Source organism: Paenibacillus sp. MT124, from assembly GCF_058792755.1.
The window spans coordinates 4,417,388-4,441,719 of the sequence record NZ_CM179500.1 but is presented as its reverse complement, the minus strand read 5'-3'; the positions used below and the strand labels follow the sequence as shown (position 1 = coordinate 4,441,719).

The 24,332-nt window shown below is 49.9% G+C and carries 22 protein-coding genes; 21 read left to right on the top strand and 1 reads right to left on the bottom strand.

From position 1 onward, the window contains the following. The first annotated feature begins 20 nt into the window (after positions 1-20). The 18 genes from dapF (at position 21) to spoVM (ending at position 18,460) form a co-directional block, all read left to right on the top strand. Positions 21-854 (top strand): diaminopimelate epimerase, encoded by an 834-nt coding sequence (gene dapF, locus AC3RCI_RS20060; protein WP_492526096.1) that lies wholly within the window; start codon positions 21-23, stop codon positions 852-854. Between the two features lie 137 nt (positions 855-991). Further along, positions 992-2,881 carry a bifunctional homocysteine S-methyltransferase/methylenetetrahydrofolate reductase gene (locus AC3RCI_RS20055; protein WP_492526094.1) on the top strand — a complete coding sequence of 630 codons (1,890 nt, stop codon included), beginning with the start codon at positions 992-994 and terminating at the stop codon, positions 2,879-2,881. Positions 2,882-2,900: 19 nt separating this feature from the next. Further along, a complete protein-coding gene (locus AC3RCI_RS20050; protein WP_336780638.1) occupies positions 2,901-3,800 on the top strand; it encodes a YicC/YloC family endoribonuclease in 900 nt (299 codons plus the stop codon). Between the two features lie 51 nt (positions 3,801-3,851). Further along, positions 3,852-4,112, top strand: a complete 261-nt coding sequence (remA, locus tag AC3RCI_RS20045) for an extracellular matrix/biofilm regulator RemA (protein ID WP_006209218.1) — start codon at positions 3,852-3,854, stop codon at positions 4,110-4,112. Between the two features lie 13 nt (positions 4,113-4,125). After that, entirely contained in the window at positions 4,126-4,698 is a 573-nt protein-coding gene (gmk, locus tag AC3RCI_RS20040; protein WP_090901057.1) for a guanylate kinase, read from the top strand. 156 nt (positions 4,699-4,854) lie between these two features. Next, positions 4,855-5,070 carry a DNA-directed RNA polymerase subunit omega gene (rpoZ, locus tag AC3RCI_RS20035; protein WP_095290265.1) on the top strand — a complete coding sequence of 72 codons (216 nt, stop codon included), beginning with the start codon at positions 4,855-4,857 and terminating at the stop codon, positions 5,068-5,070. Positions 5,071-5,190: 120 nt separating this feature from the next. Further along, a complete protein-coding gene (gene coaBC / locus AC3RCI_RS20030; RefSeq protein WP_492526092.1) occupies positions 5,191-6,426 on the top strand; it encodes a bifunctional phosphopantothenoylcysteine decarboxylase/phosphopantothenate--cysteine ligase CoaBC in 1,236 nt (411 codons plus the stop codon). 2 nt (positions 6,427-6,428) lie between these two features. After that, on the top strand, positions 6,429-8,978 hold the full coding sequence (gene priA, locus AC3RCI_RS20025; RefSeq protein WP_492526090.1) for a primosomal protein N': 2,550 nt from the start codon (positions 6,429-6,431) through the stop codon (positions 8,976-8,978). A 169-nt stretch (positions 8,979-9,147) separates the two neighbouring features. Next, the gene (gene def, locus AC3RCI_RS20020) at positions 9,148-9,636 is read left to right on the top strand and encodes a peptide deformylase (RefSeq protein ID WP_095290270.1); all 489 of its coding nucleotides are present in this window, start codon (positions 9,148-9,150) and stop codon (positions 9,634-9,636) included. A 6-nt stretch (positions 9,637-9,642) separates the two neighbouring features. Then, on the top strand, positions 9,643-10,602 hold the full coding sequence (gene fmt / locus AC3RCI_RS20015) for a methionyl-tRNA formyltransferase (RefSeq protein WP_170948185.1): 960 nt from the start codon (positions 9,643-9,645) through the stop codon (positions 10,600-10,602). Next, complete coding sequence (gene rsmB / locus AC3RCI_RS20010; protein ID WP_492526088.1) at positions 10,599-12,098, top strand: 16S rRNA (cytosine(967)-C(5))-methyltransferase RsmB; 1,500 nt, start codon at positions 10,599-10,601, stop codon at positions 12,096-12,098. The genes fmt and rsmB overlap by 4 nt, the downstream gene beginning before the upstream one ends. 190 nt (positions 12,099-12,288) lie before the next feature. Beyond that, positions 12,289-13,329: a dual-specificity RNA methyltransferase RlmN gene (gene rlmN / locus AC3RCI_RS20005; protein WP_095290542.1), complete on the top strand. Its 1,041-nt coding sequence runs from the start codon at positions 12,289-12,291 to the stop codon at positions 13,327-13,329. Positions 13,330-13,336: 7 nt separating this feature from the next. After that, complete coding sequence (locus AC3RCI_RS20000) at positions 13,337-14,113, top strand: Stp1/IreP family PP2C-type Ser/Thr phosphatase (RefSeq protein ID WP_127537872.1); 777 nt, start codon at positions 13,337-13,339, stop codon at positions 14,111-14,113. Beyond that, positions 14,110-16,314 (top strand): Stk1 family PASTA domain-containing Ser/Thr kinase, encoded by a 2,205-nt coding sequence (gene pknB, locus AC3RCI_RS19995; protein ID WP_336780643.1) that lies wholly within the window; start codon positions 14,110-14,112, stop codon positions 16,312-16,314. Before AC3RCI_RS20000 ends, pknB begins: the two co-directional genes overlap by 4 nt. Before the next feature lie 62 nt (positions 16,315-16,376). Then, positions 16,377-17,294 carry a ribosome small subunit-dependent GTPase A gene (gene rsgA, locus AC3RCI_RS19990; RefSeq protein ID WP_336780644.1) on the top strand — a complete coding sequence of 306 codons (918 nt, stop codon included), beginning with the start codon at positions 16,377-16,379 and terminating at the stop codon, positions 17,292-17,294. Between the two features lie 2 nt (positions 17,295-17,296). After that, a complete protein-coding gene (gene rpe / locus AC3RCI_RS19985) occupies positions 17,297-17,956 on the top strand; it encodes a ribulose-phosphate 3-epimerase (protein ID WP_492526086.1) in 660 nt (219 codons plus the stop codon). Between the two features lie 3 nt (positions 17,957-17,959). After that, positions 17,960-18,211 carry a hypothetical protein gene (locus tag AC3RCI_RS19980; protein ID WP_095359346.1) on the top strand — a complete coding sequence of 84 codons (252 nt, stop codon included), beginning with the start codon at positions 17,960-17,962 and terminating at the stop codon, positions 18,209-18,211. A 168-nt stretch (positions 18,212-18,379) separates the two neighbouring features. Beyond that, entirely contained in the window at positions 18,380-18,460 is an 81-nt protein-coding gene (gene spoVM / locus AC3RCI_RS19975; RefSeq protein WP_019424875.1) for a stage V sporulation protein SpoVM, read from the top strand. Positions 18,461-18,657: 197 nt separating this feature from the next. On the opposite strand, the gene rpmB is transcribed toward spoVM, so the two are convergent. Beyond that, complete coding sequence (gene rpmB, locus AC3RCI_RS19970; protein ID WP_024631107.1) at positions 18,658-18,846, bottom strand: 50S ribosomal protein L28; 189 nt, start codon at positions 18,844-18,846, stop codon at positions 18,658-18,660. Positions 18,847-19,483: 637 nt separating this feature from the next. On the opposite strand from rpmB, the gene AC3RCI_RS19965 reads away from it, so the two are divergent. From AC3RCI_RS19965 to recG, 3 genes are read left to right on the top strand one after another with little or no spacing between them, the layout of a single operon-like run. After that, positions 19,484-21,292, top strand: a complete 1,809-nt coding sequence (locus tag AC3RCI_RS19965) for a DAK2 domain-containing protein (RefSeq protein WP_492471522.1) — start codon at positions 19,484-19,486, stop codon at positions 21,290-21,292. A 30-nt stretch (positions 21,293-21,322) separates the two neighbouring features. Beyond that, a complete protein-coding gene (locus AC3RCI_RS19960; protein WP_154895427.1) occupies positions 21,323-22,186 on the top strand; it encodes a DegV family protein in 864 nt (287 codons plus the stop codon). Between the two features lie 10 nt (positions 22,187-22,196). Then, positions 22,197-24,242 (top strand): ATP-dependent DNA helicase RecG, encoded by a 2,046-nt coding sequence (gene recG / locus AC3RCI_RS19955; protein WP_492526084.1) that lies wholly within the window; start codon positions 22,197-22,199, stop codon positions 24,240-24,242. Positions 24,243-24,332 lie beyond the last annotated feature (90 nt).

Sequence of the window (24,332 nt, the reverse complement as noted above, 5' to 3'; positions counted from 1 at the left end):
CAAAAGGAGTGGGCAAGGATATGGAATTTACAAAAATGCACGGACTTGGCAACGACTTTATCGTTGTATTTGGAGAGAAACAGCTTCCGGCTGATGCAGCAGAGCTTGCTGTGAAATGGTGCAACCGTTTCTTCGGCATCGGTGCGGACGGACTCGTTTATATACTGCCTTCGGAGAAGGCGGATTTTCAGATGCGCATCATGAACTCCGATGGTTCGGAAGCGGAACAATGCGGCAACGCGATTCGCTGTGTAGCGAAATATGTTTATGACCATGGTCATGTAACATCGGAGCACATCACAATTGAAACCATCGGCGCTGGTGTGCAGCCGGTAACCCTTAATGTACTTAACGGCAAAGTGGCAACCGTTCGTGTAGATATGGGCGAGCCTATTTTGGACGGGCTTCAGGTTCCGACAACGGTAGATGCTAATCCTGTAGTGGATCATTCTATTGAAGTGAACGGACAGGCGTTCAAATTCACGGCAGTTTCGATGGGAAATCCCCACGCTGTCATTTATGTAGATGATGCAGTGAACTTTGATCTCTCGACTTGGGGGCCGGTGCTGGAAGTTCATCCGATGTTCCCGAAAAAGATCAATGTTGAGTTTGCCACTGTGCGTGATCGCGGATTCGTCGATATGCGTGTATGGGAACGCGGTGCGGGTCCGACCCTGGCTTGTGGGACCGGAGCTTGTGCAACGCTTGTATCCTCCGTATTGAACGGACATACGGATCGTACGGCAGTTATTAGCCTCAAAGGCGGGGACCTGCATATTGAGTGGAACGAAGCTGACAATCATGTGTATATGACCGGACCGGCAGAGGTTGTTTTCAAGGGAGTCACATCATAAGATGACAGATTAAGCCAAGAGGCCTTCGGGCCTCTTTTTTTGACTGAATTTCATGGAAAACCTGTGTTTTTCTACGTTATTGATCGGCTTTTGTGTTACATTAGTATGAAATGATCAGCTAGGCGGGGGGAAAAGGGATGAAGGCGGATTTGCGGAGTGTCTTGCAGGAACGAGTTCTCATTGGAGATGGGGCGATGGGAACATATCTGTACCAAATGGGTTTCCCGGTTGGAATTTCATACGAAGAATTAAATTTGGTCTCACCTGAAGTGGTAGCAGATGTGCATCGTCGTTATTTGGAAGCGGGTACTGAAATATTTGAGACCAATACGTACTCTGCCAACTATGACAAATTGTCCAAGTTCGGACTGGAATCGAAAGTGACGGAAGTCAATCGTGCAGGTGCACGCATTGCCAAGGAGGTCGCCGGTTCAAACGGATACGTTCTAGGGGCCGTGGGTTCCATTCGTGGAGGCAAGCGGACCAATGTATCGACAAGCGAACTGAAGCGTTTTTACGAACAGCAGATTTTTGCCCTGCTTGAAGAAGGAGTTGACGGGATTCTGCTTGAAACCTTCTATGATATCGAAGAGATGGATATCGCCCTGCTGCAGGCTCGCAAGCTGAGTGATCTGCCGGTGATTGGGCAGTTTGCAGTTGAGGATATTGGACATACGCTGGATGGATACACGATGCCGGAAGCGTTCCGGATCATGCGTGAGCAGGGTGCGGACGTGATTGGATTTAACTGCCGTTCTGGTCCAAACGGAATTATGCGTGCCATGGAAACCGTATCCGGGCGAATCGGAGTTCCGATGTCTGTTTACCCTAACGCGGGGGCGGCAGACTACGTCGATGGCCAGTTCCGTTATGGTGCCACACCGGAATATTTCGGGCAGACCGCGGTGCAATTCGCCGATCTGGGCGCCCGTATTATCGGTGGATGCTGCGGTACAACGCCTGATCATATTGCGGCAATCGCACAGGCTCTTTCCGAATACACTGCAGCACCCATCGTCCTGCCTGACCCAACAGAAGCAAAACCGCGTATCGTACTGCATGAAAATGTGGATGAACGGTCCGGCCGTGGTGGACAGCCGACCATTGTGGATCTGGTCAAACAGCGCCACACCGTTATCGTTGAACTCGACCCGCCTCGTGACCTGGATATTGCCAAATTCATGAAAGGTGCCGAAACACTGAAAGCCGCTGGTGCGGATGCGCTGACACTGGCTGACAACTCTTTGGCGGTAACCCGCATGAGCAATATGGCTCTGGGACATCTCGTTCAGGATCGTACGGGCTTACGTCCGCTTGTACATATTGCTTGCCGTGACCGAAATCTTATTGGGACCCAGTCACACATGATGGGTTTTGATGCTCTCGGTATCAACCACGTGCTTGCGGTTACAGGTGATCCAGCGCGTTTCGGTGATCTTCCCGGATCCAGTTCCGTATACGATCTGACTTCATTTGAAATTATACGTATGATCAAGCAATTGAACGACGGTGTAGCGTTCTCCGGCAAACCGCTTAAACAGAAGGCAGGTTTTGTCATCGGAGCAGCGTTTAACCCGAATGTGAAACATCTGGATAAGGCGGTTCAGAGGCTGGAGAAAAAGATTGCCTCCGGAGCCGATTACATTATGACTCAGCCTGTCTATGACCCGCAATTGATCGTAGCCATGCATGAGGCGACCAAACATTTGGAAGTGCCTATTTTCGTTGGTGTAATGCCGCTGGCAAGTGGACGAAATGCAGAATACCTGCACAACGAAGTTCCAGGCATTCAGCTGTCGGATGAAGTTCGTTCTCGCATGGCTGGTCTCGAAGGAGAAGAAGGACGGGCAATGGGCGTAAAAATTGCCAAAGAGCTATTGGATGTGGCAACAGCCCATTTCAAGGGGATCTACCTGATGACTCCGTTTATGTTCTACGGCATGACTGCCGAACTGACCCAATATGTATGGGAGAAGTCCGAGCACCAATGTCCTACTTGTTTCAACCCTAATAATCAATTACAATAGTGTAACGGATGTGATGCCGATGTCATTCAGTATGACCGGATACGGTCAATCTGCCTTTCATTTTGGAGGCTTCAAGGTACAATTGGAGATCAAATCCGTCAATCATCGTTACTGTGAAGTGATGATGCGCATGCCAAAAGAATGGACATGTTATGAAGACGGATTGAGGAAAAGAGTACAGAGCCGGCTGAAGCGAGGGCGGATTGATGTTTATGTAATGAAAGAAAAAGATGAAGATCAGGCTCTTCCTGCCGTGCTTAATGAGCAGGCAGTCAGGGCCTATCTGCAGGCAGCAGAACAGCTGGAATCCCGCTTTGGGATGCAGGGCAAACCGAGCATTATGGACATGCTTTCATTGCCGGATGTCATGGTTCATTCCGATGGAACGAGTTCAATTCCGGAGGAAGAGAAGGACGAATGGGAGCGTGTGCTGCAGCAGAGCTTGGAAGAGGCCTTGTCCAGTCTGGAGCAAATGCGCGCGCGTGAGGGTCTTCATCTGGCCAGTGATCTGGAACGGCGGATTAGTCGTCTGGAGTCGCTGCATACCGAGATGCTTGCTCTTGCACCTACTGTGGTATCAGATTACCGCAACAAGTTAAGACAAAGGCTTACGGAAATGCAGGAGGAAGGCTCTTTCCCTTTTGACGAGCATAAATTGGGTATGGAAATTGCTGTGTTTGCCGATCGTTCTAACATAGAGGAGGAGCTTACGCGTCTACTCAGCCACTTCGGACAGAGCAGGGAACTGCTGAAGAGTGAAGAGCCGGTAGGCCGCAAGTTAGACTTTCTTATTCAAGAGATGAATCGGGAAGTCAATACGATTGGATCAAAAGCCAACCATTTGGCTCTGGTGAACCGTGTTGTCGAGATGAAGGCGGAGCTGGAGAAAATTCGCGAGCAGGCGGCGAATATCGAATGAACGGCCATATTTCGGCAAGAGAGTCGCATGTATAGGGGGAAGAACCTGATTATGGCAATCAAACTCATTAACATTGGATTCGGTAACATCGTATCGGCGAACCGGATTATATCCATCGTAAGTCCGGAATCGGCGCCGATCAAGAGAATTATACAAGAGGCAAGAGATCGTCATATGCTGATAGACGCAACGTACGGAAGACGTACTCGTGCCGTGATTATTACGGATAGCGATCATGTCATTCTGTCGGCGGTTCAGCCTGAGACGGTCGCCCATCGTCTTTCTTCGAAAGATGATGACAACGACGAATAAAATGGAGTGTAATATGTCTAAGGGATTACTGATAGTGTTGTCCGGCCCATCTGGGGTCGGGAAGGGTACAGTATGCAGCGCTTTGCGCAAACGTGTGCCGGAGTTGATCTATTCTGTGTCTGCAACGACTCGCCAGCCTCGTCTGGGTGAAGAGCATGGTGTGAACTACTTCTTCAGAAGTCATGAAGAGTTCCTGAACATGATTGCTGAAGACCAGCTGCTGGAGCATGCAGAATATGTAGGTAACTATTACGGAACACCACGTGACTTTGTGGAGAAAACGATTAACGAAGGCCGCGACATCATTCTTGAGATTGAAGTTCAAGGCGCGTTAAAAGTAAAAGAGAAGTTCCCGGAAGGGATTTTTGTATTTCTGCTGCCTCCTTCATTGGACGAGCTCAAAGATCGCATCCAGGGACGCGGTACGGAGAGTCAGGCAACCATTGATCACCGGATGTCCGTAGCCGTGGATGAGATTAGTCTGCTGGAGCAGTACGATTACGCAGTCGTTAATGACGAGATTGATTTGGCGTGCAAACGAATAGAAAGCATTATTATCGCCGAACATTGTAAGATCAATAAATAATTTTTTTGGCTGCCGCAGGATGCAATTATTCGGAGAACTGCTGACATATATCTATAGATGGTCAGACGAAGTTCGGTTCATGTGAACGACTGAATGGTTGCATTCTGTTGGGCGGGTCGAAGGGATTATACTAATGCAAAGAGGTGTTTTGTAAACATGCTGTATCCTTCTATTGATGAAATGATGAACAAAGTCGACAGCAAGTATTCTCTTGTTGTTGCTGCTTCCCGCCGGGCCAGACAGCTTCGTGAAGGCGAAAAAACGGATCTGAGAAATGCGAGATCCCATAAACAGGTTGGCGTTGCACTCGAAGAAATTTATGGTGATCATCTCGTTGTCATCAAAGGACAGGACGAAGAGGAAGAAGAGTAAGCCGCCTGCGGCTGCTCTTCAACTGCATACGGCGCAAGCCGGACTTATTTGACAACCGCGAGGTTGTTATTTTTTTCTCTATTCATCGTTTATACGTCGTATATATCGGGGGAAATAACCATGTTGAACGGTAAAAAAATCGTACTTGGCGTGACTGGCGGCATAGCCGCATACAAGGCGGCTACATTATGCAGTAGACTGGTGCAAAAAGGGGCGGACGTTCACGTCATTATGACGGACTCTGCCAAACAGTTTATTACCGAATTAACGCTGCAAACGTTGACCCGAAATGTAGTCTACAGTGATACATTCGATGAGCGTGAGCCATCGGTTGTATCACATATTCATTTGGCCGATATGGCTGATCTGGTTCTGGTTGCCCCGGCAACAGCTAACGTTATTGCCAAAATGGCACATGGCATGGCCGATGACATGCTCTCCACAACACTGCTGGCAACGACTGCCCCGGTAATGATCGCACCTGCCATGAATGTTCATATGTATGATCACCCAGCTGTCCAGCACAATATGCGTCTGCTTTCCGAGCGAGGAACACTGATGATTGAACCTAGTGAAGGACAACTCGCATGTGGATACGTGGGTAAAGGGCGATTGGAAGAGCCGGAGACAATTGTTGAGGTGGTTGAACGTTTTTTTGAAGATCAGGCAGCAGCCAAACCGGGCTTGAAACAACAGTCCCCCTTGTTAAAAGGCAAAAAAGTGGTCGTGACGGCCGGAGGGACGATCGAGCGTATTGATCCTGTCAGATATATTACCAATGACTCATCCGGCAAAATGGGATTTGCTATAGCTGCAGCAGCACGTGATTTGGGAGCAGAGGTTACGCTCGTTATGGGCAATACACAAGTTCAGCCGCCAACAAATGTGGAAGTGATTCGGGTGCAGTCTGCCCAGGATATGTACGAAGCGGTCTCGAGTCACTGGGAACATGCTGATATTGTCGTTAAGGCTGCGGCAGTTGCCGATTACCGTCCCAAGGAAGTACATGAGGAGAAAATAAAAAAGAAAGGCGATACGCTATCGCTGGAACTTGTTAAAAATATAGATATTCTTGAAACATTAGGGAAGCAAAAGAATCATCAATTTCTAATTGGTTTTGCCGCAGAGACCCATTCTGTAGAGATGTACGCAAGGGAGAAGCTGGAACGGAAAAACTGTGATCTGATCGTAGCCAATGACGTTGCCCGACCGGGTATCGGATTTGGAGCAGATACCAATGCGGTTCATATATATGACCGTGAAGGGTTGGTGGAAGAGCTTCAGGTGATGTCTAAGGAGGACATAGCTCACCGATTGCTTGCGATTGCGGCGGAGCGCATTGCCGGGAGGAATTAAATATGGAGATCGCCAAGGTTATTGTCGATGTTCCGGTGAAACAGACCGATCGGCCCTTTGATTATCTGGTGCCGGAATCGATGCGTGATTGGATTGAGATTGGCAGTCGGGTAGGTGTACCTTTTGGACATCGAACCGTGCAGGGATTTGTGGTTGATCTTGTACCGCGTACCGGAACAGAATCCTTCAAGTTGAAGCCTATTCAGGAACTGTTGGACATCGTTCCCCCCTTGTCAGAAGATCTGGTGCAGCTCGCGGAGTGGATGAGTGAGCGATATGCCAGCAACCGCATTTTATCGCTGCAGGTCATGGTGCCGACTGCACTGAAAGGTAAAGCAGAACGATATATCTCTATTGGGGATGCACTGGATGGACAGCAGGCCGGAGCATCGTCGGATGAAGATGTCCTCTTCGTGTGGGGAGAGGAGTCCACTTCCGAGAAGGTGCAGCAGGACATTATACGTTTTGTTCAAAGTCGGGGACAGGTGCCTTTGCAGCAATTGAGCCGTAAATATCCCAATCATGCAGCGTTGATCAAAAAGCTTCTGATTGGCGGTGTATTGCTGGAGAGCCAGGCAATCAAGGACAAGCTGAACAAAAAAACGATGAAGGCAGTGGATTTGGCGGTAGATGCGGCTGCGACGCAGGAGGCGCTTGCATCTTTCCCCGCTAAGGCACAGCGGCAGAAGGAGGTTCTTGCTTTTCTGCTGGAAATGAAAGAGCTGCTGCCGATGCCGATGAAAGAATTGCTGGCCACGCTTCAAGTGTCTGCGGCTACCGTCAAAGGGCTTGAGGAGAAAGGGCTGCTGGTAACGGAAGACGTGGAAGTCTTTCGTGACCCTTACCAGGGCAGAAAGTTTCGCGCCACTGAACCGCTTGCTCTTACCGCAGAGCAGCAGAATGTGTACGATAAAATAAATGGCCGATTACAGGAAAGGCGCCATGGCGTCTTTTTGCTACATGGTGTAACAGGCAGCGGTAAGACCGAAGTATATCTGCAGACGATCCAGCAATGTATTGAGCAGGATCGGCAGGCGATTGTTCTTGTGCCTGAGATTGCCCTCACACCACAAATGGTTGAGCGGTTTAAAGGACGATTCGGAGACCAGGTTGCCGTTATGCACAGCCGTCTTTCGGGTGGAGAGCGTTATGATGAATGGCGCAAAATCCGGGAAGGCCAAGTAAAGGTTGCCATTGGCGCACGTTCCGCTGTTTTTGCTCCATTTGACCGACTGGGTCTAATTATTATGGATGAGGAGCATGAGACCTCTTACAAACAGGAAGAAACGCCGAAATACCATGCCCGTGATGTAGCTGTAAAAAGAGCACAGCAGCATCAGGCTGTCGTGGTCCTGGGCTCCGCTACGCCTTCGCTGGAAAGTTACTATGCCGCACGTTCGCAGAGCAATGATGATTTTGCCCCGCTGCTGCTGGAAATGCCTACTCGGGCGCTTGGCAACAATCTGCCGGATGTGCGGATCATTGATATGCGCGAAGAGTTGAAGGATGGCAACCGTTCGATGTTCAGCCGGGCTCTGCACAAGGGACTGGAGGAACGGTTGGAACGCGGGGAGCAGACCGTTTTGCTATTGAACCGCCGAGGCTATTCCACTTTTGTCATGTGCCGCAGCTGCGGTTATGTAGCTGGCTGCCCCGAGTGTGATATTTCACTGACGTATCACCAGCGTTCAAACAATCTTCGGTGTCACTATTGCGGGTATGCGGAAGCTGCTCCCGAGGTGTGCCCGGAATGTGGCAGTGAACATATCCGTTACTTTGGTACAGGTACGCAGCGAGTGGAGGAAGAACTGGCCAAGTTGTTTCCGGGAATACGTGTAATCCGCATGGATGTGGACACAACGACGGAGAAGGGGTCGCATGAGAAACTTCTGAAGCAGTTCCGGGAGAAAAAAGCGGATGTGCTGCTTGGTACCCAGATGGTTGCCAAAGGATTGGACTTTCCCGATGTTACCCTGGTTGGTGTCATCACGGCAGACTCGGCACTGAACCTGCCCGATTTCCGGGCTGCCGAGAAGACCTTCCAGCTGTTGACCCAGGTAGCGGGCCGTGCCGGGCGCCATCAATTGCCTGGTGAGGTTTTTGTGCAGTCCTATACGCCGGAGCACTATTCCATTGGACATGCAAGCCAGCATGATTATGTTTCTTTTGTGCGTGAGGAACTGCTTCACCGCCGCAATCTGCAATATCCGCCGTATTGCCGCCTGATTCTGGTGACCTTTTCGCATGAGCAATTGCCTGTACTAATACGGCTGGCTGAAAATTACACACGTCTGTTGAAAGAACGTGCCAATGCAGCAGGCTGGCTGGGAAGCCTCGACCGTTTCAGCAACGATGCCTTCGACGTGCTAGGGCCTGTAGCCTCGCCCATTCCCCGGATCAAGAATAGATACCGATTCCAATGTATGATAAAATGGCGGGGGGATGTAGACGCTATCGGAATTGCCCTGGAGACAGCCCGGCGCATGGACGATGATGTTCAGGCGCAAAAACTGCTCATTAGTTTGGATGTAGACCCGCAAATGTTAATGTAAGCATGATGCATCGTTTTCCATGGACACTTCGTGTGATAAAAATTGGGGAAATGATTAGAGCAAAATGTGGATGTGAACAAGCGGTATAAACATAGATTAAAAACAAAGCAAACGATAATCAAAAGAATGATACCCAACATGAGATTTGGGTTAGGAAGGTGCTTACAACATGTCGATTCGTATTATTGTTAAAGAACCAGATGAGGTGCTTCACAAAAGAGCCAAGGAAGTTACAAAAGTAACACCCAATGTACAAAAACTGCTGGATGATATGGCAGATACCATGTATGACGCTGAAGGAGTAGGTCTTGCAGCCCCTCAAGTAGGCATTTTGAAACGCCTGATTGTCATTGATGCCGGGGATGAACAGGGCCTCATCAAAATGATCAATCCTGAAATCATCGCAAGTGAAGGCGAACAGTTTGGGCCGGAAGGCTGTCTGAGTATTCCAGGTATTAACGGCGACGTTCGCCGTTTTGAGACAGTTACCGTTAAAGGCTTGGACCGTGAAGGCAATGAACTGATTATTACAGGCAGCGGTCTGTTGTCCCGGGCATTCCAGCACGAGATTGATCACCTGGATGGCGTACTCTTCACGGATATCGCTGAGAAGGTATACGAAATTGCAGCCGATCAGACTGGACCGCGACGTAATTAAGGAGTGATGGATTTGAATATTGTTTTTATGGGTACCCCGGAATTTGCTGTTCCTTCTCTGGATATGCTCATCGCTGAGGGTTATAACGTGGTGGGGGTAGTCACCCAGCCCGATAAACCGCAAGGCCGCAAAAAAGTGCTCACGCCAACGCCTGTTAAGGCTGCGGCTGAGCGCCATGGCCTGCCCGTATTTCAACCGGTGAAGCTGCGTGATCCTGAATCCGTGGCCAGATTGGCTGAGTGGAAGCCTGATTTGATTGTGACTGCAGCATTCGGGCAGATTTTACCGAAGGCCGTATTGGATATGCCTGTGCGAGGCTGTGTAAATGTGCACGGTTCGCTTTTGCCTAAATATCGTGGTGGTGCTCCAATTCAGCGCTCCATTATTAACGGGGAGTCCGTAACGGGAGTTACCTTGATGTTTATGGCAGAAGGTTTGGACACTGGGGACATGATCTCACGTGTGGAAGTTCCAATTACGGATGAGGACACCTCTGGCACCATGTTTGTGAAGCTCAGTGATGCAGGCTCCAAGCTGCTGCAGGCAGAAATGCCCCGTCTTATTGCAGGGGAAACCACGGCTGTCCCTCAGGATGAAGCCGAAGCTTCGTATGCCCGCAACCTGACTAGAGAAGACGAGAAAATGGACTGGAATCGAACATCCCGTGAGCTCTATAACCAGATCCGTGGTCTTGTTCCGTTCTCTGGTGCATTTACGATGTGGGACGAGCAGGTGTTTAAAGTATGGGCTGCTGCTAATCCCAATCAAATGGGAGCTTCAGAGACCGGAGCCAAAGGACAAGCTGAGCCAGGTACGGTGCTGCAGCTGAATGCATCCGGTATCGAGGTACAGACCGGCGACGGTTCACTCTGGCTGACTGAAGTTCAGCCGGCCGGCAAGAAAGCGATGAAGGCGGCTGACTTTGGCCGCGGCGGTACGCTGAAACCGGGCACGGTGTTACGATGAGTGAGAATAGATCCGGCAGATCCGTAGACAGTCCGAGCAGAGGTAACGCTAAACAGAACCGACGCCCGAATCCAGGGAAACCCAGTGGTTCCAGAACCGCTGGGGGCTCTCGAACCTCGGGAGAAGCTTCGCGCTCTCAACGACCCAAAACTTCTCCACGCGCACTTGCAGTGAAAGTGCTAAGTGCTGTGGAGCAGGATGGAGCCTACAGTAATCTGGAGCTCAATCGACGTTTGAAAGAGGCGGAGCTTAGTCCGGCTGATGCGGGGCTGGCAACCGAGCTGGTATACGGAACAATCGCAAGACTAAACACGCTTGATTATTTCTTGGAACGTTTTGTAGCCAAAGGAATGGCCAAGCTCCAGCCATGGGTACGAAGTCTCCTTCGGATCAGCGTCTACCAGATGCTGTATCTGGATCGGATTCCGGAACATGCTGTTGTCAGTGAAGCCGTCAATCTGGCGAAGAAACTGGGTCACCAGGGAATTTCGGGTATGGTCAATGGCGTTCTGCGCAACATGATCCGTAACCGGGATGAATTGCGGATTCCGAATGATCTGCCAGCTGCTGAGCGCATCGCACTGGAACACTCTCATCCACTGTGGATGGTTAAACGCTGGATCGGCCAATACGGTGAAGAGACAGCAGAAGCTATCTGCAAGGCCAATAATGAACCACCGGCAGTGAGTGTCCGGGTAAATACGACAATGACCACACGTGAGAAGCTTATGCACGAGATGGAAAGCACGGGTGCAGTGGTAGAGCCTTCCCGGTTAAGTCCTGACGGCATTCTTGTACGCAGCGGTGGGAATATGGCATTAACGTCATGGTATCGGGATGGATTGTTCTCAGTACAGGACGAAAGTTCCATGCTTGTGGCGGAAGCGGTCGCACCTGAAGAAGGTCAAATTGTACTGGATTGCTGTGCAGCTCCCGGCGGTAAGACAGCTCATATGGCCGAGAAAATGCAGGACCGTGGTCGGATTATTGCCAATGACGTGCATGCACATAAGCGTCAGCTTATCATGGATCAGGCAGACCGGTTGGGTCTGAGCTGTATCGACGCAGTAACCGGAGATGCACTGGATCTGGATGAGCGTTATCCTCATGCTTCGTTCGACCGGATCCTTCTGGATGCACCTTGCTCAGGTCTCGGTGTCATTCGCCGGAAGCCGGATGTCAAATGGACCAAATCGCCTGAAGATATCGAAGATATCTCGGGGCTGCAGCGAGAATTACTGAACCGGGTTGCACCGCTGTTGAAGCCGGGCGGCGTTCTGGTCTACAGCACATGTACGATTGAGCCGGCAGAGAACGAACTTATGGTCGCTGACTTCCTGAAGCACCATCCTGAATACCAGGCCGTGGATTCTGCCTGGACCGGAACCGAGATGGAAAAGTGGAATCCGGTAAACGGAGGCGTGCAGATTCTGCCCCAGTATGCACACAGTGACGGCTTCTTCATTGCGAGGCTGACACGTGCAGCTGATGAATAAATCCATAGCACGCAAGGAAGGCCGCCGGGGGGAACTTCGGCGGATTTCTTTTGTAATGGGGTGCGGCCTGTGCGCCAAGGTGTTATAATGCATGAAGTGCAAGACTCTAGGGCATACATGGATGTAAAGTGGTCTTTGTGATAGAATAGGAAGAATGAAAAGAAAAGAAGGAATAGGTGTTGACAACAAAATGAAACCTTTTATATATGATTTTTCCCTGGAAGAGCTGCAGCAATGGGCTGTTGAGAATGGGGAACCCGCTTTTCGCGGTGGTCAGATTTTCGACTGGATTTATGTGAAGCGAGTAAATGATTTCAGTGAGATGACGAACCTGTCCAAAGCATTGCGCGAGAAGCTGGCAGAGCAATTTGAATTTGTAACCCTTACCGAAATTACGAAGTTTGAATCCAAGGATGGAACGGTGAAGTTCCTGTTCGGTCTTCATGATGATCATGCCATCGAAACAGTTATCATGAAACACAACTATGGTAACAGTATCTGTGTAACGACACAGGTGGGCTGCCGGATTGGTTGTACATTCTGCGCTTCTACACTGGGCGGGCTGAAGCGTAACCTGACAGCAGGCGAGATTGTTGCTCAGGTTGTACAGGCTCAGAAGATTCTGGATGAGCGCGGCGAACGTGTAAGCAGTATTGTCATCATGGGTTCGGGCGAACCGTTTGAAAACTACGAAGCGACGATGACTTTCCTGCGCATCATGATTCACGAAAAGGGCCTGAATATCGGTCAGCGCCACATCACGGTGTCCACAAGCGGAATTGTACCAAACATCTACAAGTTTGCGGATGAAGATACACAGATTAACCTGGCCATTTCCATCCATGCACCGAATGATGCGCTGCGTTCCAAATTGATGCCGGTAAACCGTCGTTTTCCTTTTGACGATGTGATGGAATCCCTTCGGTATTACCTGGCCAAAACGGGCCGGAGAATCACATTCGAATATGCACTTATCGGTGGCGTGAACGATCAGCCGGAACATGCCGCGGAACTCGCAAGTGTGCTCAAGAACATGCTCTGCCACGTGAACCTGATCCCGGTCAATCACGTACCTGAACGCAAGTATGTAAGAACATCGAGAAGCGACATTTTCAATTTCCAGAAGATTCTTTCGGAGCAGGGTGTTAATGTAACCATTCGTCGTGAACAGGGACATGATATTGCTGCCGCTTGCGGTCAGCTTCGTGCAAAGCATATGGAGTTGAGGTGAGAACGTTTTGATCAAAACAGTTCATGTGAGCCATATCGGACGCGTGCGTTCGGTTAATGAAGATTCAGCCTGGATCCGCAATCTGGAGACAGGGTATATACTGGGTATTGTCGCTGATGGCATGGGCGGGCATCTCGCTGGAGATACCGCCAGCCGTCTGGCAGTTGAGACATTGGTGCATGACCTGGGAACGTTGGAACCGGGGCTGTCACATGCATCCTTGTCTGCTGCCCTCAGCGATGCTATTTTGCATGCCAACGAAGTGATATATCGGACTGCATCCGGAGACGACAAATACCACAACATGGGTACGACCGTGGTTGCTGCCTTGTTGAATGATGCAGAGGGTGTTATCGGTCATATCGGGGACAGCCGAGCTTACAAAATTGCAAACAAACAAGTGATCCAGTTAACGGAAGACCATACCCTGGTGAATGAATTGTTTAAAAATGGTCAGATCAGCAAGGAAGACGTATCTCATCATCCGCGTCGCAACGTGCTGACCCGTGCTCTTGGAACAGATGCAGAAGTCAAAGTAGATCTGGATCCCATCAAGCTGGAAACAGGCGAAGTTCTGCTGTTGTGCAGTGATGGACTTAGCAATCTGGTCAGCAATGAACAGCTCGTTCAAGTGGCAGGGAATCAGGAGTTGCCGCTGGAAGAGCGTGCCGATCGACTGCTTCAGCTGGCTCTGCTGGCTGGCGGAGATGATAATATCACGGTTGCGCTGTTTGAAGTGCAACAGGAAGGTTCCGTGGTGACGGAAACGGGGTGTGAGTCATGATAGGGCACCAGCTAGGCGGACGCTATGAAGTCATTGAGCGTGTTGGCGGTGGCGGCATGGCACTTGTGTACAAGGCCCAGGATCTGCTTCTGAATCGGAATGTGGCGATCAAGGTGCTGAGACAGCAATTTGTACATGATGAGGAATTCATCCGACGTTTCCGTCGAGAAGCGCAGTCAGCTGCATCCTTATCTCACCCCAACGTCGTAAGCATCTATGATGTAGGCCAGGAAGATGACGTTCATTATATTGTCATGGAGTATGTAGAAGGCAAAAACCTGAATGAGATTATTAAAGAGCGGGCTCCGCTGCAGGTGGATGAGGCTGTTCGAATTGCTTCCCAAATTGCAGACGCCCTGGATCATGCACATCATAATCAGATTATTCATCGGGATATCAAACCGCATAATATATTGATTGGCCGAAATGGCCGTGTGAAGGTTACCGATTTCGGGATTGCCCGAGCGGTTACCTCCACGACGATTACACAGACTGGTTCCGTAGTCGGATCGGTGCATTATTTCTCACCAGAGCATGCCAAAGGGATTGTTACTGGCGAGAAGTCGGATTTATATTCTCTCGGTATCGTACTCTATCAAATGCTGACTGGGCAGCTTCCGTTCCTCGGCGAGAGTCCGATCAGTGTTGCCTTGAAGCATCTGCAGGAAGAATTTGATGAACCTCGCAAATTCAACCCGCTGATTCCGCAAAGTGTGGAAAATGTGATTTTGAAATCGATGCGAAAAAATCCGCAGGAGCGCTATCAGTCGGCCAAGGAAATGCAGAACGATCTGGAAACCTGTTTGATGCCAGAGCGTCGCAATGAAGACAAGATCGACTTCCCCGATGAGGATGATGTGGATCAGACGCGTGTCATGCCTGCCATCAAACCGGAACCACGTGGAATTACTTCTACGGGCGCGGCTCCGGTCATGGAATCGGACGAAGAGAACCATAAAGGCAAGCCCAAGACGAAAAACTGGAAAAAACCAACACTATTGATCTCATTGACTGTCTTAATTCTAATCGCCATGGTGGGTGTTGTGTGGTACGTCAAAGGCATGCTCGTTGTGCCTGAAGTAAAAGTGCCAAATGTCGTGAACCAGACTGAAGAAAAGGCGCGCCAGATGCTACAGGATGAAGGTTTGGTTGTGAGCGATGACGTCATCCGGCAGTATAAGGAAGGTGTCGATCCCGGCATCGTATTCGAACAAAGCCGAAACGAAGGTGATGTGGTCAAGGAAGGTTCGGAAATTCAACTTAGTGTTGGAGCTGAAAAGGAACTGACCAAAATGATCAGCGTTGAAGGTGATGCCTATGAGGATGCAGTTAAAGATCTGACAAATCTGGGAATCAGTGAGGATCGGATCAAGCGTAAAGATGAATATTCTAATGACGTTGCTTCAGGCTTGGTTATGTCCCAGACACCTGGAGCCGATCAAGAATTTGATCCGGAACAGACCGAAATTGTCTTAACCGTCAGCAGAGGCGCGGAAACCGTGAAGATGCCAGATTTGAAAAATCGCACCCGTAACGAAGCAGAGCAGCTGATCAAGTCTGCCGGACTGGTTCTGGCTCAGGTTCAGGAAGAGTCGAGCTATACGGTTGAGCGGGGTAAAGTGACCCAGCAATGGCCTGTGGAAGCCGGAGCCGACGTGAAACCTGGTGACAAAATTACCATTTTCGTCAGCACAGGTTATCCTCCTGAGGCGCTCGAGTATTCCTTCAATATCAATGTTTCACCAAAAGAAGAGGGCAAAAACAGCAAGATTCGAATTACATTCGAAGATGCCCGCGGCAAGAATCAGGAATGGGGTACTCGAACCATTAAACAGTCGAATCAAGCCCTGACCATTCCGCTTGTTCTTGCTCCGAATGAGAATGGTGCTGTATCTGTATATCGTGATGGTCAATTCCTGGATACGTACGTGGTTACCTACGCTGAAGCCAAAAATGGTACCGTAATCGTGCCATCCATTGAGCCAGAGATCAGTAACCAGCCACCACCAGCGAATGAGCCTGAAGAAGGCGGCGGTGGTGACGAAGGCAGCGTCGACGGTAACCAGGAAGGTGAACCTGAATCGACTCCTGCCGACGGTGAAGAAGATAATGAAAGTGAAGATACGTCTGCCATGAATAATGGCAAGGGGCATGGAAAAGAAAAGAAGAATGAAGTCGTAAACGCAACAAGCCGTCCGTGAGGACGGCTTATTGCTGACGTTAGGTTGGAATGCACCGCAAATCAAAGGAGGGCGACGGAGCTATGCCAGAAGGTATCATCGTAAAAGCGCTAAGCGGTTACTATTATGTCATGCCATTGTTAGAAAACGGGGTGCCTTCGGTTGAAGGCTCCGCCGTTCAATGCCGAGCGAGAGGCATATTCAAAAAGAGAGGCATATCTCCGCTTGTCGGTGACCGCGTTAGCTATATGCTGACAGAGAATGGCGAAGGAACAGTAGATGAGATTCGGGAACGGGAGACTGAATTAATCCGTCCTCCTGTTGCGAATGTCAGCCTGGCTGTTCTTCTGTTCTCCGTTAAAGAACCGGACATGAACCTCAATCTGCTGGACAAATTTCTTGTACATATTGAGCAGGCAGGACTGGATGCTCTAATTGTATTAACGAAGCAGGACCTCGTAGATCCAGAGAAGGACACCAGGGACACTGTAGCTGAGGTTAAGGCTCTCTATGAACAGATTGGGTATGAAGTCATCTCGACCAGTTCGAGAACCGGTGAGGGCAATGAACTACTCAAAGAACGCCTTGCAGGCAAGATCAGTGTGTTCTCGGGTCAGTCCGGTGTAGGTAAGTCATCCATGCTTAATGCCCTGATGCCAGGGCTGACACTCGAAACGAGTGAAATCAGTATGCGTCTTGGCCGCGGAAGACATACGACCAGGCACGTTGAATTGATCCCGCTGGATAATGGCGGATTTGTAGCAGATACACCCGGATTCAGCCAACTGGACTTTCTCGAGATTGGTGTCGAGGAATTATCCACCTGTTTCCGTGAATTTGCCCAGTATGCGGATCAGTGCAAATTCCGCGGCTGTACCCATACACATGAGCCCCAATGCCGAGTACTTGCAGCCAAGGAGGAAGGTCTAATCTCCGACAGCCGTTACCGGCATTATGAGCAGTTCCTTACAGAAATGAAAGACAAGAAGCGGAGGTACTAATTATGATTAAAATTGCTCCATCCATCTTATCTGCAGATTTTGCACGTCTTGGTGCTGAGGTAGCAGAGGCGCAAGCTGCTGGAGGCGACTGGATTCACGTTGATGTCATGGACGGCCATTTCGTTCCGAATATTACGCTGGGTCCTGCCATTGTAAAAGCTATTGCGCCACGTACCAACCTGCCACTGGATGTACATCTGATGATTGAGAATCCGGAACGGTATGTTGAGGAGTTTGCCAAAGCAGGAGCGGCTGTTATTACCGTTCATGCCGAGGCATGTGTGCATTTGCACCGTGTGATTCATCTGATTAAGGAACAGGGAGTCAAGGCCGGGGTTGCTCTGAATCCGGGGACGCCTGCCAGTGCCATTCAGGAAGTGCTGGATGACGTGGACATGGTTCTGGTCATGACCGTGAATCCTGGGTTTGGCGGACAAGCATTCATCTCGGGAACCATGAACAAAATCAGACAAATTCGCAGCTGGCTGAATGAAAAAGGGCGCCATGACGTACACATCGAAGTGGACGGGGGAATTGCAGCCGATACAGCACCACTCGTTGTTGAAGCTGGCGCGGATGTACTCGTCGCAGGTAGTGCGGTATTCGGACGTGAGGACCGTGCAGCCGCCATTGCCGAAATCCGTAGCAGCTACGGAGGCTGATCTATGGGCCTTAAGGAGACGCTGTGGACAATGGCTGCCAGCCTTGTAACGGGACTGGTGCTTGCGTTATTTGCAGTCATTCAATCCCCATACAATGCGCTTACCTCACTGATTGGCGTGGGCGTTGTCATTATGTATTTTCGAAAGTTTGATCGTACACGATCTCGTGTTACCTTCGTCATATTCAGCATACTGTATTACTTGCTGAGCGTATTCATGATCGCTGTCTATCAATTTGTTCCTGCCCAAACGTAAATGAGCTGTTCTTCGGGCTCGTCATGTTGGAATAGGGACAGGTGGTTCCGCATAAATATGGTTACATGAGCAGGTTTCTCATGTAGCCTTTTTTGTCGTGTTTAAGGTGAAGAAGGCCCTGAAGCATAGGATACGGCGGATGCATGAGCATGATGGGGAGGGTGAAGTATGAAATTTTACACATTCAAACTGCCGAAGTTTTTGGGAGGGTTTGTAAAGGCGATCCTTAATACGTTTCAAAAGAACTGATAAGATCGAGAGCAGGCTCGGAAGACGAATACCGCCGCTATGGCTTCAGGACGATTGGGGAATCCGACCTGAGAAGTGCCATGCGGCGGGCATTCACATGCTTGTGCAGGTATTTATGTACTTTTTTGAATACCAAAAAAGCACCTGCAAGGAACAAGGTGCTTTTTGCTTATCCGATTTATAGTAGCTTTGCGTGATTATACGCGAGTCACTTTACCGGCTTTCAGTGCACGGGTGCTTACGTATACACGTTTTGGTTTACCGTTCACGAGAATGCGGACCTTCTGAACGTTTACGCCCCAAGAACGACGGTTACGGTTGTTAGCGTGGGATACGTGGTTACCGGTGCCCGGTTTCTTACCTGTCACATAACATTTGCGAGACATAGATTACACCTCCTATCCTAAAATAACCAGTTGCCTTCGGAGAGACGAAAGTCATTCCTTAAAGGCTAAATTGTTCTTCCTGACCATAGTGGTCAGGCTCCAGTAGCTAATGGCGTTGTTCAAGCCGGCATGGCCGGATCATTTCCATTACTTAACCTGCATAAAACAATACTTGAATATAATATCATACCCAAAAAAGCTTCGTCAACTGATCCAAAAACTTTATTTATTTCTCCTGCCTAATATAGTACAATGTTGAATAGTCCATAATACAGCGGTGAACAGGCTGTTGCCGCGAGAAAGCCGGAGATTTGACCGTCCCAAGAGGTCGGGGGTCTGCAATTTGGCAACGCTGTGCGCTGTGACATTTCCATCACTGGCACCAGTCTCCATGCGGCATTCATGCCGGCTCTCGATACCGGTGCATATCCGTATGCCCCGAACTCGGGCTTCAGCGGTTGCAGGATATCGGTGGCTCGGCCGCCCAGACCGTAGATCCGGATGACATGTTGAATTGTATGCCTTTGCCGGACAAGGTGTGGACGAAGAATGACGCAGAAGCGTCAACGCATGAACAGACCAGTTAACATCTTGGTGCAAGATGTTCGTGTATCAAGCTAGGAAGGGGAATTCTCACTTGAGTATACGTTCTTTAAATGGAACAGATTTCACCGCAATGGTACTTGCCGGCGCGGAACAACTTGGACAGCATGCAGAGCACGTCAATTCCCTGAATGTTTTCCCTGTGCCGGATGGTGACACGGGAACGAACATGAATTTGACAATGAGTGCGGGAGTTGCAGAGATTAAACGCAAGAGTTCTGCCTCCATCGGAGAAGCTGCCGGTATTTTATCGAAAGGCCTGCTTATGGGCGCACGGGGGAATTCTGGCGTTATTTTATCGCAGTTGTTCCGTGGTTTCAGTCGTTCAGCTGCTCCTTATGAGGAACTGAATACGATCCAATTTGCAGCAGCCCTCCAAAACGGCGTGGACGCAGCGTACAAAGCTGTCGTGAAGCCTGTCGAAGGAACCATTCTTACCGTGGCTAAGGAAGCGGCGAAACATGCCAGCTACTATGCAAGACGGACGAATGATATTACCGAATTAATGAATGAAGTATTGTTAAAAGCAAAAGAGGCACTGGCAACGACTCCGGAATTGCTGCCTGTACTAAAACAGGTTGGCGTCGTGGATTCGGGTGGACAGGGGCTTGTATATATTTACGAAGGTTTTATGGAAGTACTGCTGCAGACCGACGGTGTTAGCCGTGCATCCCTGCAAAAAGAAGTACAACCATCTGTGGCATCGTCCGCATTGAAACCAGCTGTACCGGCAGAAGAGGTGCCTGCAAAGCCTGCACAGCAGGTCATTGCTCCAGAGATGCCGTTGTCTGCACAGGCTAGACTGGAAACGGAAGATATCGAATTCCTGTATGATATGGAATTCTTCATTAACCGCCAGCTCGGAGATAATGCAGGCGTGGCATTCGATGATGAGGCATTCCGGAAAGCGTTGTCAGTTAATGGTGATTCCATCATCATTATTGCTGACGACGAAGTGATCAAAGTGCATGTGCACTCCAAGACACCTGGAGATGTACTGAATCTGGCACTTCGTTACGGCGAAATTACTCAGATTCACATTTTGAACATGCGTGAACAGCACCGGGATCTGCTGACGGCGGGCATGGACATAGCGCCTTCTCCTGAATTGTTCGCAGAGATTCCGCCTGAAACGACGCGCAGTCATGAAGAGGCAGTACCTCCTGCAGATGAGATGGCTCCGTATGGTTTTATCGCTGTATCTTCAGGCGAGGGTATTGCAGAAATCTTCCAAAGCCTCGGAGTGGATGTTGTTCTGTCCGGCGGACAGACGATGAACCCAAGTACCGAGGACTTTGTGAATGCAGTTCGCTCGATCGCTGCGGAACAGGTATTTATTTTGCCAAACAATTCCAATATTGTCCTTGCTGCCGAACAGGCACGAGAACTGCTTGAAGACGAACGCCGGATCACGGTGATCCCGAGCAAAACCATTCCGCAGGGAATGGCAGCTGCGTTTGCCTTCCAAGAGGATGAGTCTGCTGATACCAACCGTGATCAGATGCTTGAAGCCATTGGCCGCGTGCAGTCGGGTCAGGTTACTCATGCCGTAAGAGATACTCAGTATGATGAGCTGGATATCAAGGCAGGCCATTACATTGGCATCCATAATTCCAAAATCGTTGCGACAAATGAAAGCATGCTGCGTGCGTGTGAAGGCTTGCTGCAGCAGATGATGGAGAATGGAGATGAAGTGGTTACCATCCTCGAAGGGGAAGAAGCTGACTCTGAGGTTACCGCAGCGCTTGCGGCATGGCTGGAGTCGCAATATCCTGATGCTGAGGTGGAGGTACATTCCGGAGGACAGCCAGTTTATTATTATTTGTTCTCTGTGGAGTCCTGATAGTACACTCACGCAAGGAGGAGATCTCGCTTGAGCCATAAGATTGCGATAGTAACAGACAGTACCGCAGATATACCGGAAGAGCTTGTAAGTAAATACGGAATTCATGTGGTTCCACTGCGTGTTCTGTTTGGTGAAGAAAGTTATGCAGACGGCGTTGATCTGACTTCGGAACAGTTTTATGCCAAATTGGAGAAGGCTTCGGCGTTACCTACAACGTCACAGCCTTCGCCAACCGAATTCATGAACATCTACCAGACTCTGCTGGATGAAGACCCGGAACGTCCGATTGTCTCGATTCACCTGTCATCAGGCATGAGTGGAACCTATCAATCGGCACTACTGGGCAAATCCCTGCTGGAGCGCGAGGGCGACATTACGGTGCTGGACTCCAAGTCGGCATCTTATGGATATGGTCTGATGGTTGTTCAGGCAGCTGAACTCGCGAGTCAAGGCAAGTCCGCAGCCGAGATTGCTGCAGCTGTGGAAGCCATGCAGAAGAGCCGTAAGCTATTTTTCCTGGTGGATACACTGGAGTACCTGCAAAAAGGCGGACGGATCGGGAAGGCAGCGGCTATTCTAGGCACCTTACTGAATATTAAGCCCATCTTGTCCATTGATGAGGAAGGTGTCATATACGCTGTTGAAAAAGTCAGGGGACACAAAAAAGCAATGGCACGCATCATTGAGCTGTTTCAGCAGGACCTTGCGGGTAAGCGTGTGAACCTGGCCGTAGGCCATACCGCAGATCCCGGATCAGCGATTGCTTGTGCAGAGCAGCTGCGTGGGCATTTTACACTGAATGAAGTGGTGTACACCAATATTGGAGCCGTTATTGGCAGCCATGTTGGGCCTGGCGTTATTGCCATCTTTATGTGGCCTGTTCCGGAATGAGGGATTAAACATGAAATTGGAAGAAATATCGGTTAAGCAAATTAACGGCGTGAGTGCTCTCAAAGAGGGAGAGCTTCACGCCTTTGGCATCTCTAGTGTTAAAGATCTGCTTGAATACTATCCGTTCCGTTATGAGGATTATCGTCTGCGTTCTCTTAGTGAAGTGAAAGATGGGGACAAGATTACGGTCCAGGGTAAGATCATGGGTATTCCGGTGTTGCAGCGCTATGGTAAAAAGTCCCGTCTCACCTGCAAGGTGATGACCGAAGAGTGGATGATTACGGCAACCTGGTTTAATCGTCATTTTCTAAAAGACCAGCTTACGCCAAACCGCGAAATTGTGCTTACGGGGAAGTGGGAACAAAAGCGCATGCAGATGACCGTCTCGGACTCGGAGTTTCCGGATAAGGGAGATGGCCGTTCAGGTACGCTGCAGCCGGTCTACTCGGTAACGGGCAAGCTGACGCAATCCTGGATGCGCAAGACGATCAATCAGGGGTTAATTCAATTTGGAGACATGATACCCGAGATCTTACCCCCATCTCTGATGAAAAAATACGGACTGATGCCTCGTAAACAGGCAATCGCAGGGATTCACCGTCCGCAGGATAATCGGGAAGGCCAGCAGGCCAGACAGCGCATGGTCTATGAGGAATTGTTTTTGTTCCAGCTGAAGATGCAGGCTTATCGTGCATTGAACCGAAACCGGATGGATGGGGTTGTGCATACAACGGATAATGCCACCATTCGCGAGTTTGTGCGCAGTCTGCCGTTTGAACTGACCGATGCTCAGAAAAAGGTAGAACTGGAAATCCTTCACGATATGCGTTCGCCTTATTCCATGAACCGCTTGCTGCAAGGCGATGTGGGTTCGGGTAAAACGGTGATTGCAGCCATAGCACTGTATACCTCGGTACGGTCCGGTTTCCAGGGAGCTCTAATGGTTCCTACCGAGATTCTGGCCGAGCAGCATATGCGATCATTGCAAAAGCTGTTTGAACCTTTTGGTGTAACGGTGGGCCTTCTAACGGGCAGCGTGAATGGACGGAAACGCAAGGATCTGATCGCTTCGCTGCAAATGGGGATGATTGATATCGTGGTGGGTACCCATGCCTTGATTCAGGAAGATGTATTCTTCCGTGATCTGGGTCTTGTCGTGACGGATGAGCAGCATCGCTTCGGGGTGAACCAACGCAGCATTTTGCGGCGAAAAGGTTATAATCCCGATGTGTTAACCATGACGGCGACCCCGATTCCGCGGACGCTGGCGATTACGGCATTTGGGGATATTGAAGTATCCACGATCTCGGAACGGCCGAAGGGACGAATTCCGATCTCCACCTATTGGGTTAAACATGACATGATGGAGCGTGTGCTCGGTTTCATCTCCCGTGAAGTGGATCAGGGCCGTCAGGCTTATCTTATATGCCCTTTAATTGAGGAATCCGAGAAGCTGGATGTCCAAAATGCGATTGATCTGCATGTGCAGATGCAGCAGAACTTTCCGAATTATCGTGTGGGCCTGCTGCATGGACGGATGACGGCTGGGGAGAAAGAAGAGATGATGCGTGCGTTCTACAGCAACGATATTCAGCTTCTCGTCTCCACCACGGTGGTGGAAGTCGGCGTCGATGTACCGAATGCTACGTTAATGGTTATTATGGATGCGGACCGTTTTGGCCTGTCCCAGCTGCATCAGCTTCGCGGCCGTGTTGGCCGGGGGGCCCACGCGTCCTATTGCGTGCTCATCGCCGATCCCAAAACAGAGGTTGGGCAAGAGCGCATGAAGGTCATGACCGAAACGGAGGATGGCTTTGAAGTTTCTCGCCGTGATCTCGATCTGCGGGGACCGGGGGATTTCTTTGGGACCAAACAGAGTGGATTACCGGAATTCCGCCTGGCGGATATGGTTGCAGACTTTGCCGTATTGGAGCAAGCGAGGGATGATGTGTCCAGTTTGATCGGCGATCCGAATTTCTGGACATCTGTGGACTATACGGGTTTGCGAGAGTATTTACAGCAGCAGCAGGTATTCCAGGGTGATCTGATCGATTGATTGTGGCCTGAATGCATGGCTTTCCTGCAATTCGTGCGAAAAAAGTCAAGTGAACAAGCCCTCCCGTCATATGAATAGAAAGTGAGTTCA

Coding starts and splice junctions, on each gene's coding strand:
- AC3RCI_RS20055 (WP_492526094.1), top strand. CDS start 992: ATGAAGGCGGATTTGCGGAGTGTCTTGCAGGAACGAGTTCTCATTGGA.
- rsgA (WP_336780644.1), top strand. CDS start 16,377: ATGCCAGAAGGTATCATCGTAAAAGCGCTAAGCGGTTACTATTATGTC.
- pknB (WP_336780643.1), top strand. CDS start 14,110: ATGATAGGGCACCAGCTAGGCGGACGCTATGAAGTCATTGAGCGTGTT.
- rlmN (WP_095290542.1), top strand. CDS start 12,289: ATGAAACCTTTTATATATGATTTTTCCCTGGAAGAGCTGCAGCAATGG.
- rpmB (WP_024631107.1), bottom strand. CDS start 18,846: ATGTCTCGCAAATGTTATGTGACAGGTAAGAAACCGGGCACCGGTAAC.
- priA (WP_492526090.1), top strand. CDS start 6,429: ATGGAGATCGCCAAGGTTATTGTCGATGTTCCGGTGAAACAGACCGAT.
- coaBC (WP_492526092.1), top strand. CDS start 5,191: ATGTTGAACGGTAAAAAAATCGTACTTGGCGTGACTGGCGGCATAGCC.
- dapF (WP_492526096.1), top strand. CDS start 21: ATGGAATTTACAAAAATGCACGGACTTGGCAACGACTTTATCGTTGTA.
- AC3RCI_RS20050 (WP_336780638.1), top strand. CDS start 2,901: ATGTCATTCAGTATGACCGGATACGGTCAATCTGCCTTTCATTTTGGA.
- remA (WP_006209218.1), top strand. CDS start 3,852: ATGGCAATCAAACTCATTAACATTGGATTCGGTAACATCGTATCGGCG.
- spoVM (WP_019424875.1), top strand. CDS start 18,380: ATGAAATTTTACACATTCAAACTGCCGAAGTTTTTGGGAGGGTTTGTA.
- gmk (WP_090901057.1), top strand. CDS start 4,126: ATGTCTAAGGGATTACTGATAGTGTTGTCCGGCCCATCTGGGGTCGGG.
- def (WP_095290270.1), top strand. CDS start 9,148: ATGTCGATTCGTATTATTGTTAAAGAACCAGATGAGGTGCTTCACAAA.
- AC3RCI_RS19980 (WP_095359346.1), top strand. CDS start 17,960: ATGGGCCTTAAGGAGACGCTGTGGACAATGGCTGCCAGCCTTGTAACG.
- rsmB (WP_492526088.1), top strand. CDS start 10,599: ATGAGTGAGAATAGATCCGGCAGATCCGTAGACAGTCCGAGCAGAGGT.
- recG (WP_492526084.1), top strand. CDS start 22,197: ATGAAATTGGAAGAAATATCGGTTAAGCAAATTAACGGCGTGAGTGCT.
- rpe (WP_492526086.1), top strand. CDS start 17,297: ATGATTAAAATTGCTCCATCCATCTTATCTGCAGATTTTGCACGTCTT.
- fmt (WP_170948185.1), top strand. CDS start 9,643: ATGGATTTGAATATTGTTTTTATGGGTACCCCGGAATTTGCTGTTCCT.
- rpoZ (WP_095290265.1), top strand. CDS start 4,855: ATGCTGTATCCTTCTATTGATGAAATGATGAACAAAGTCGACAGCAAG.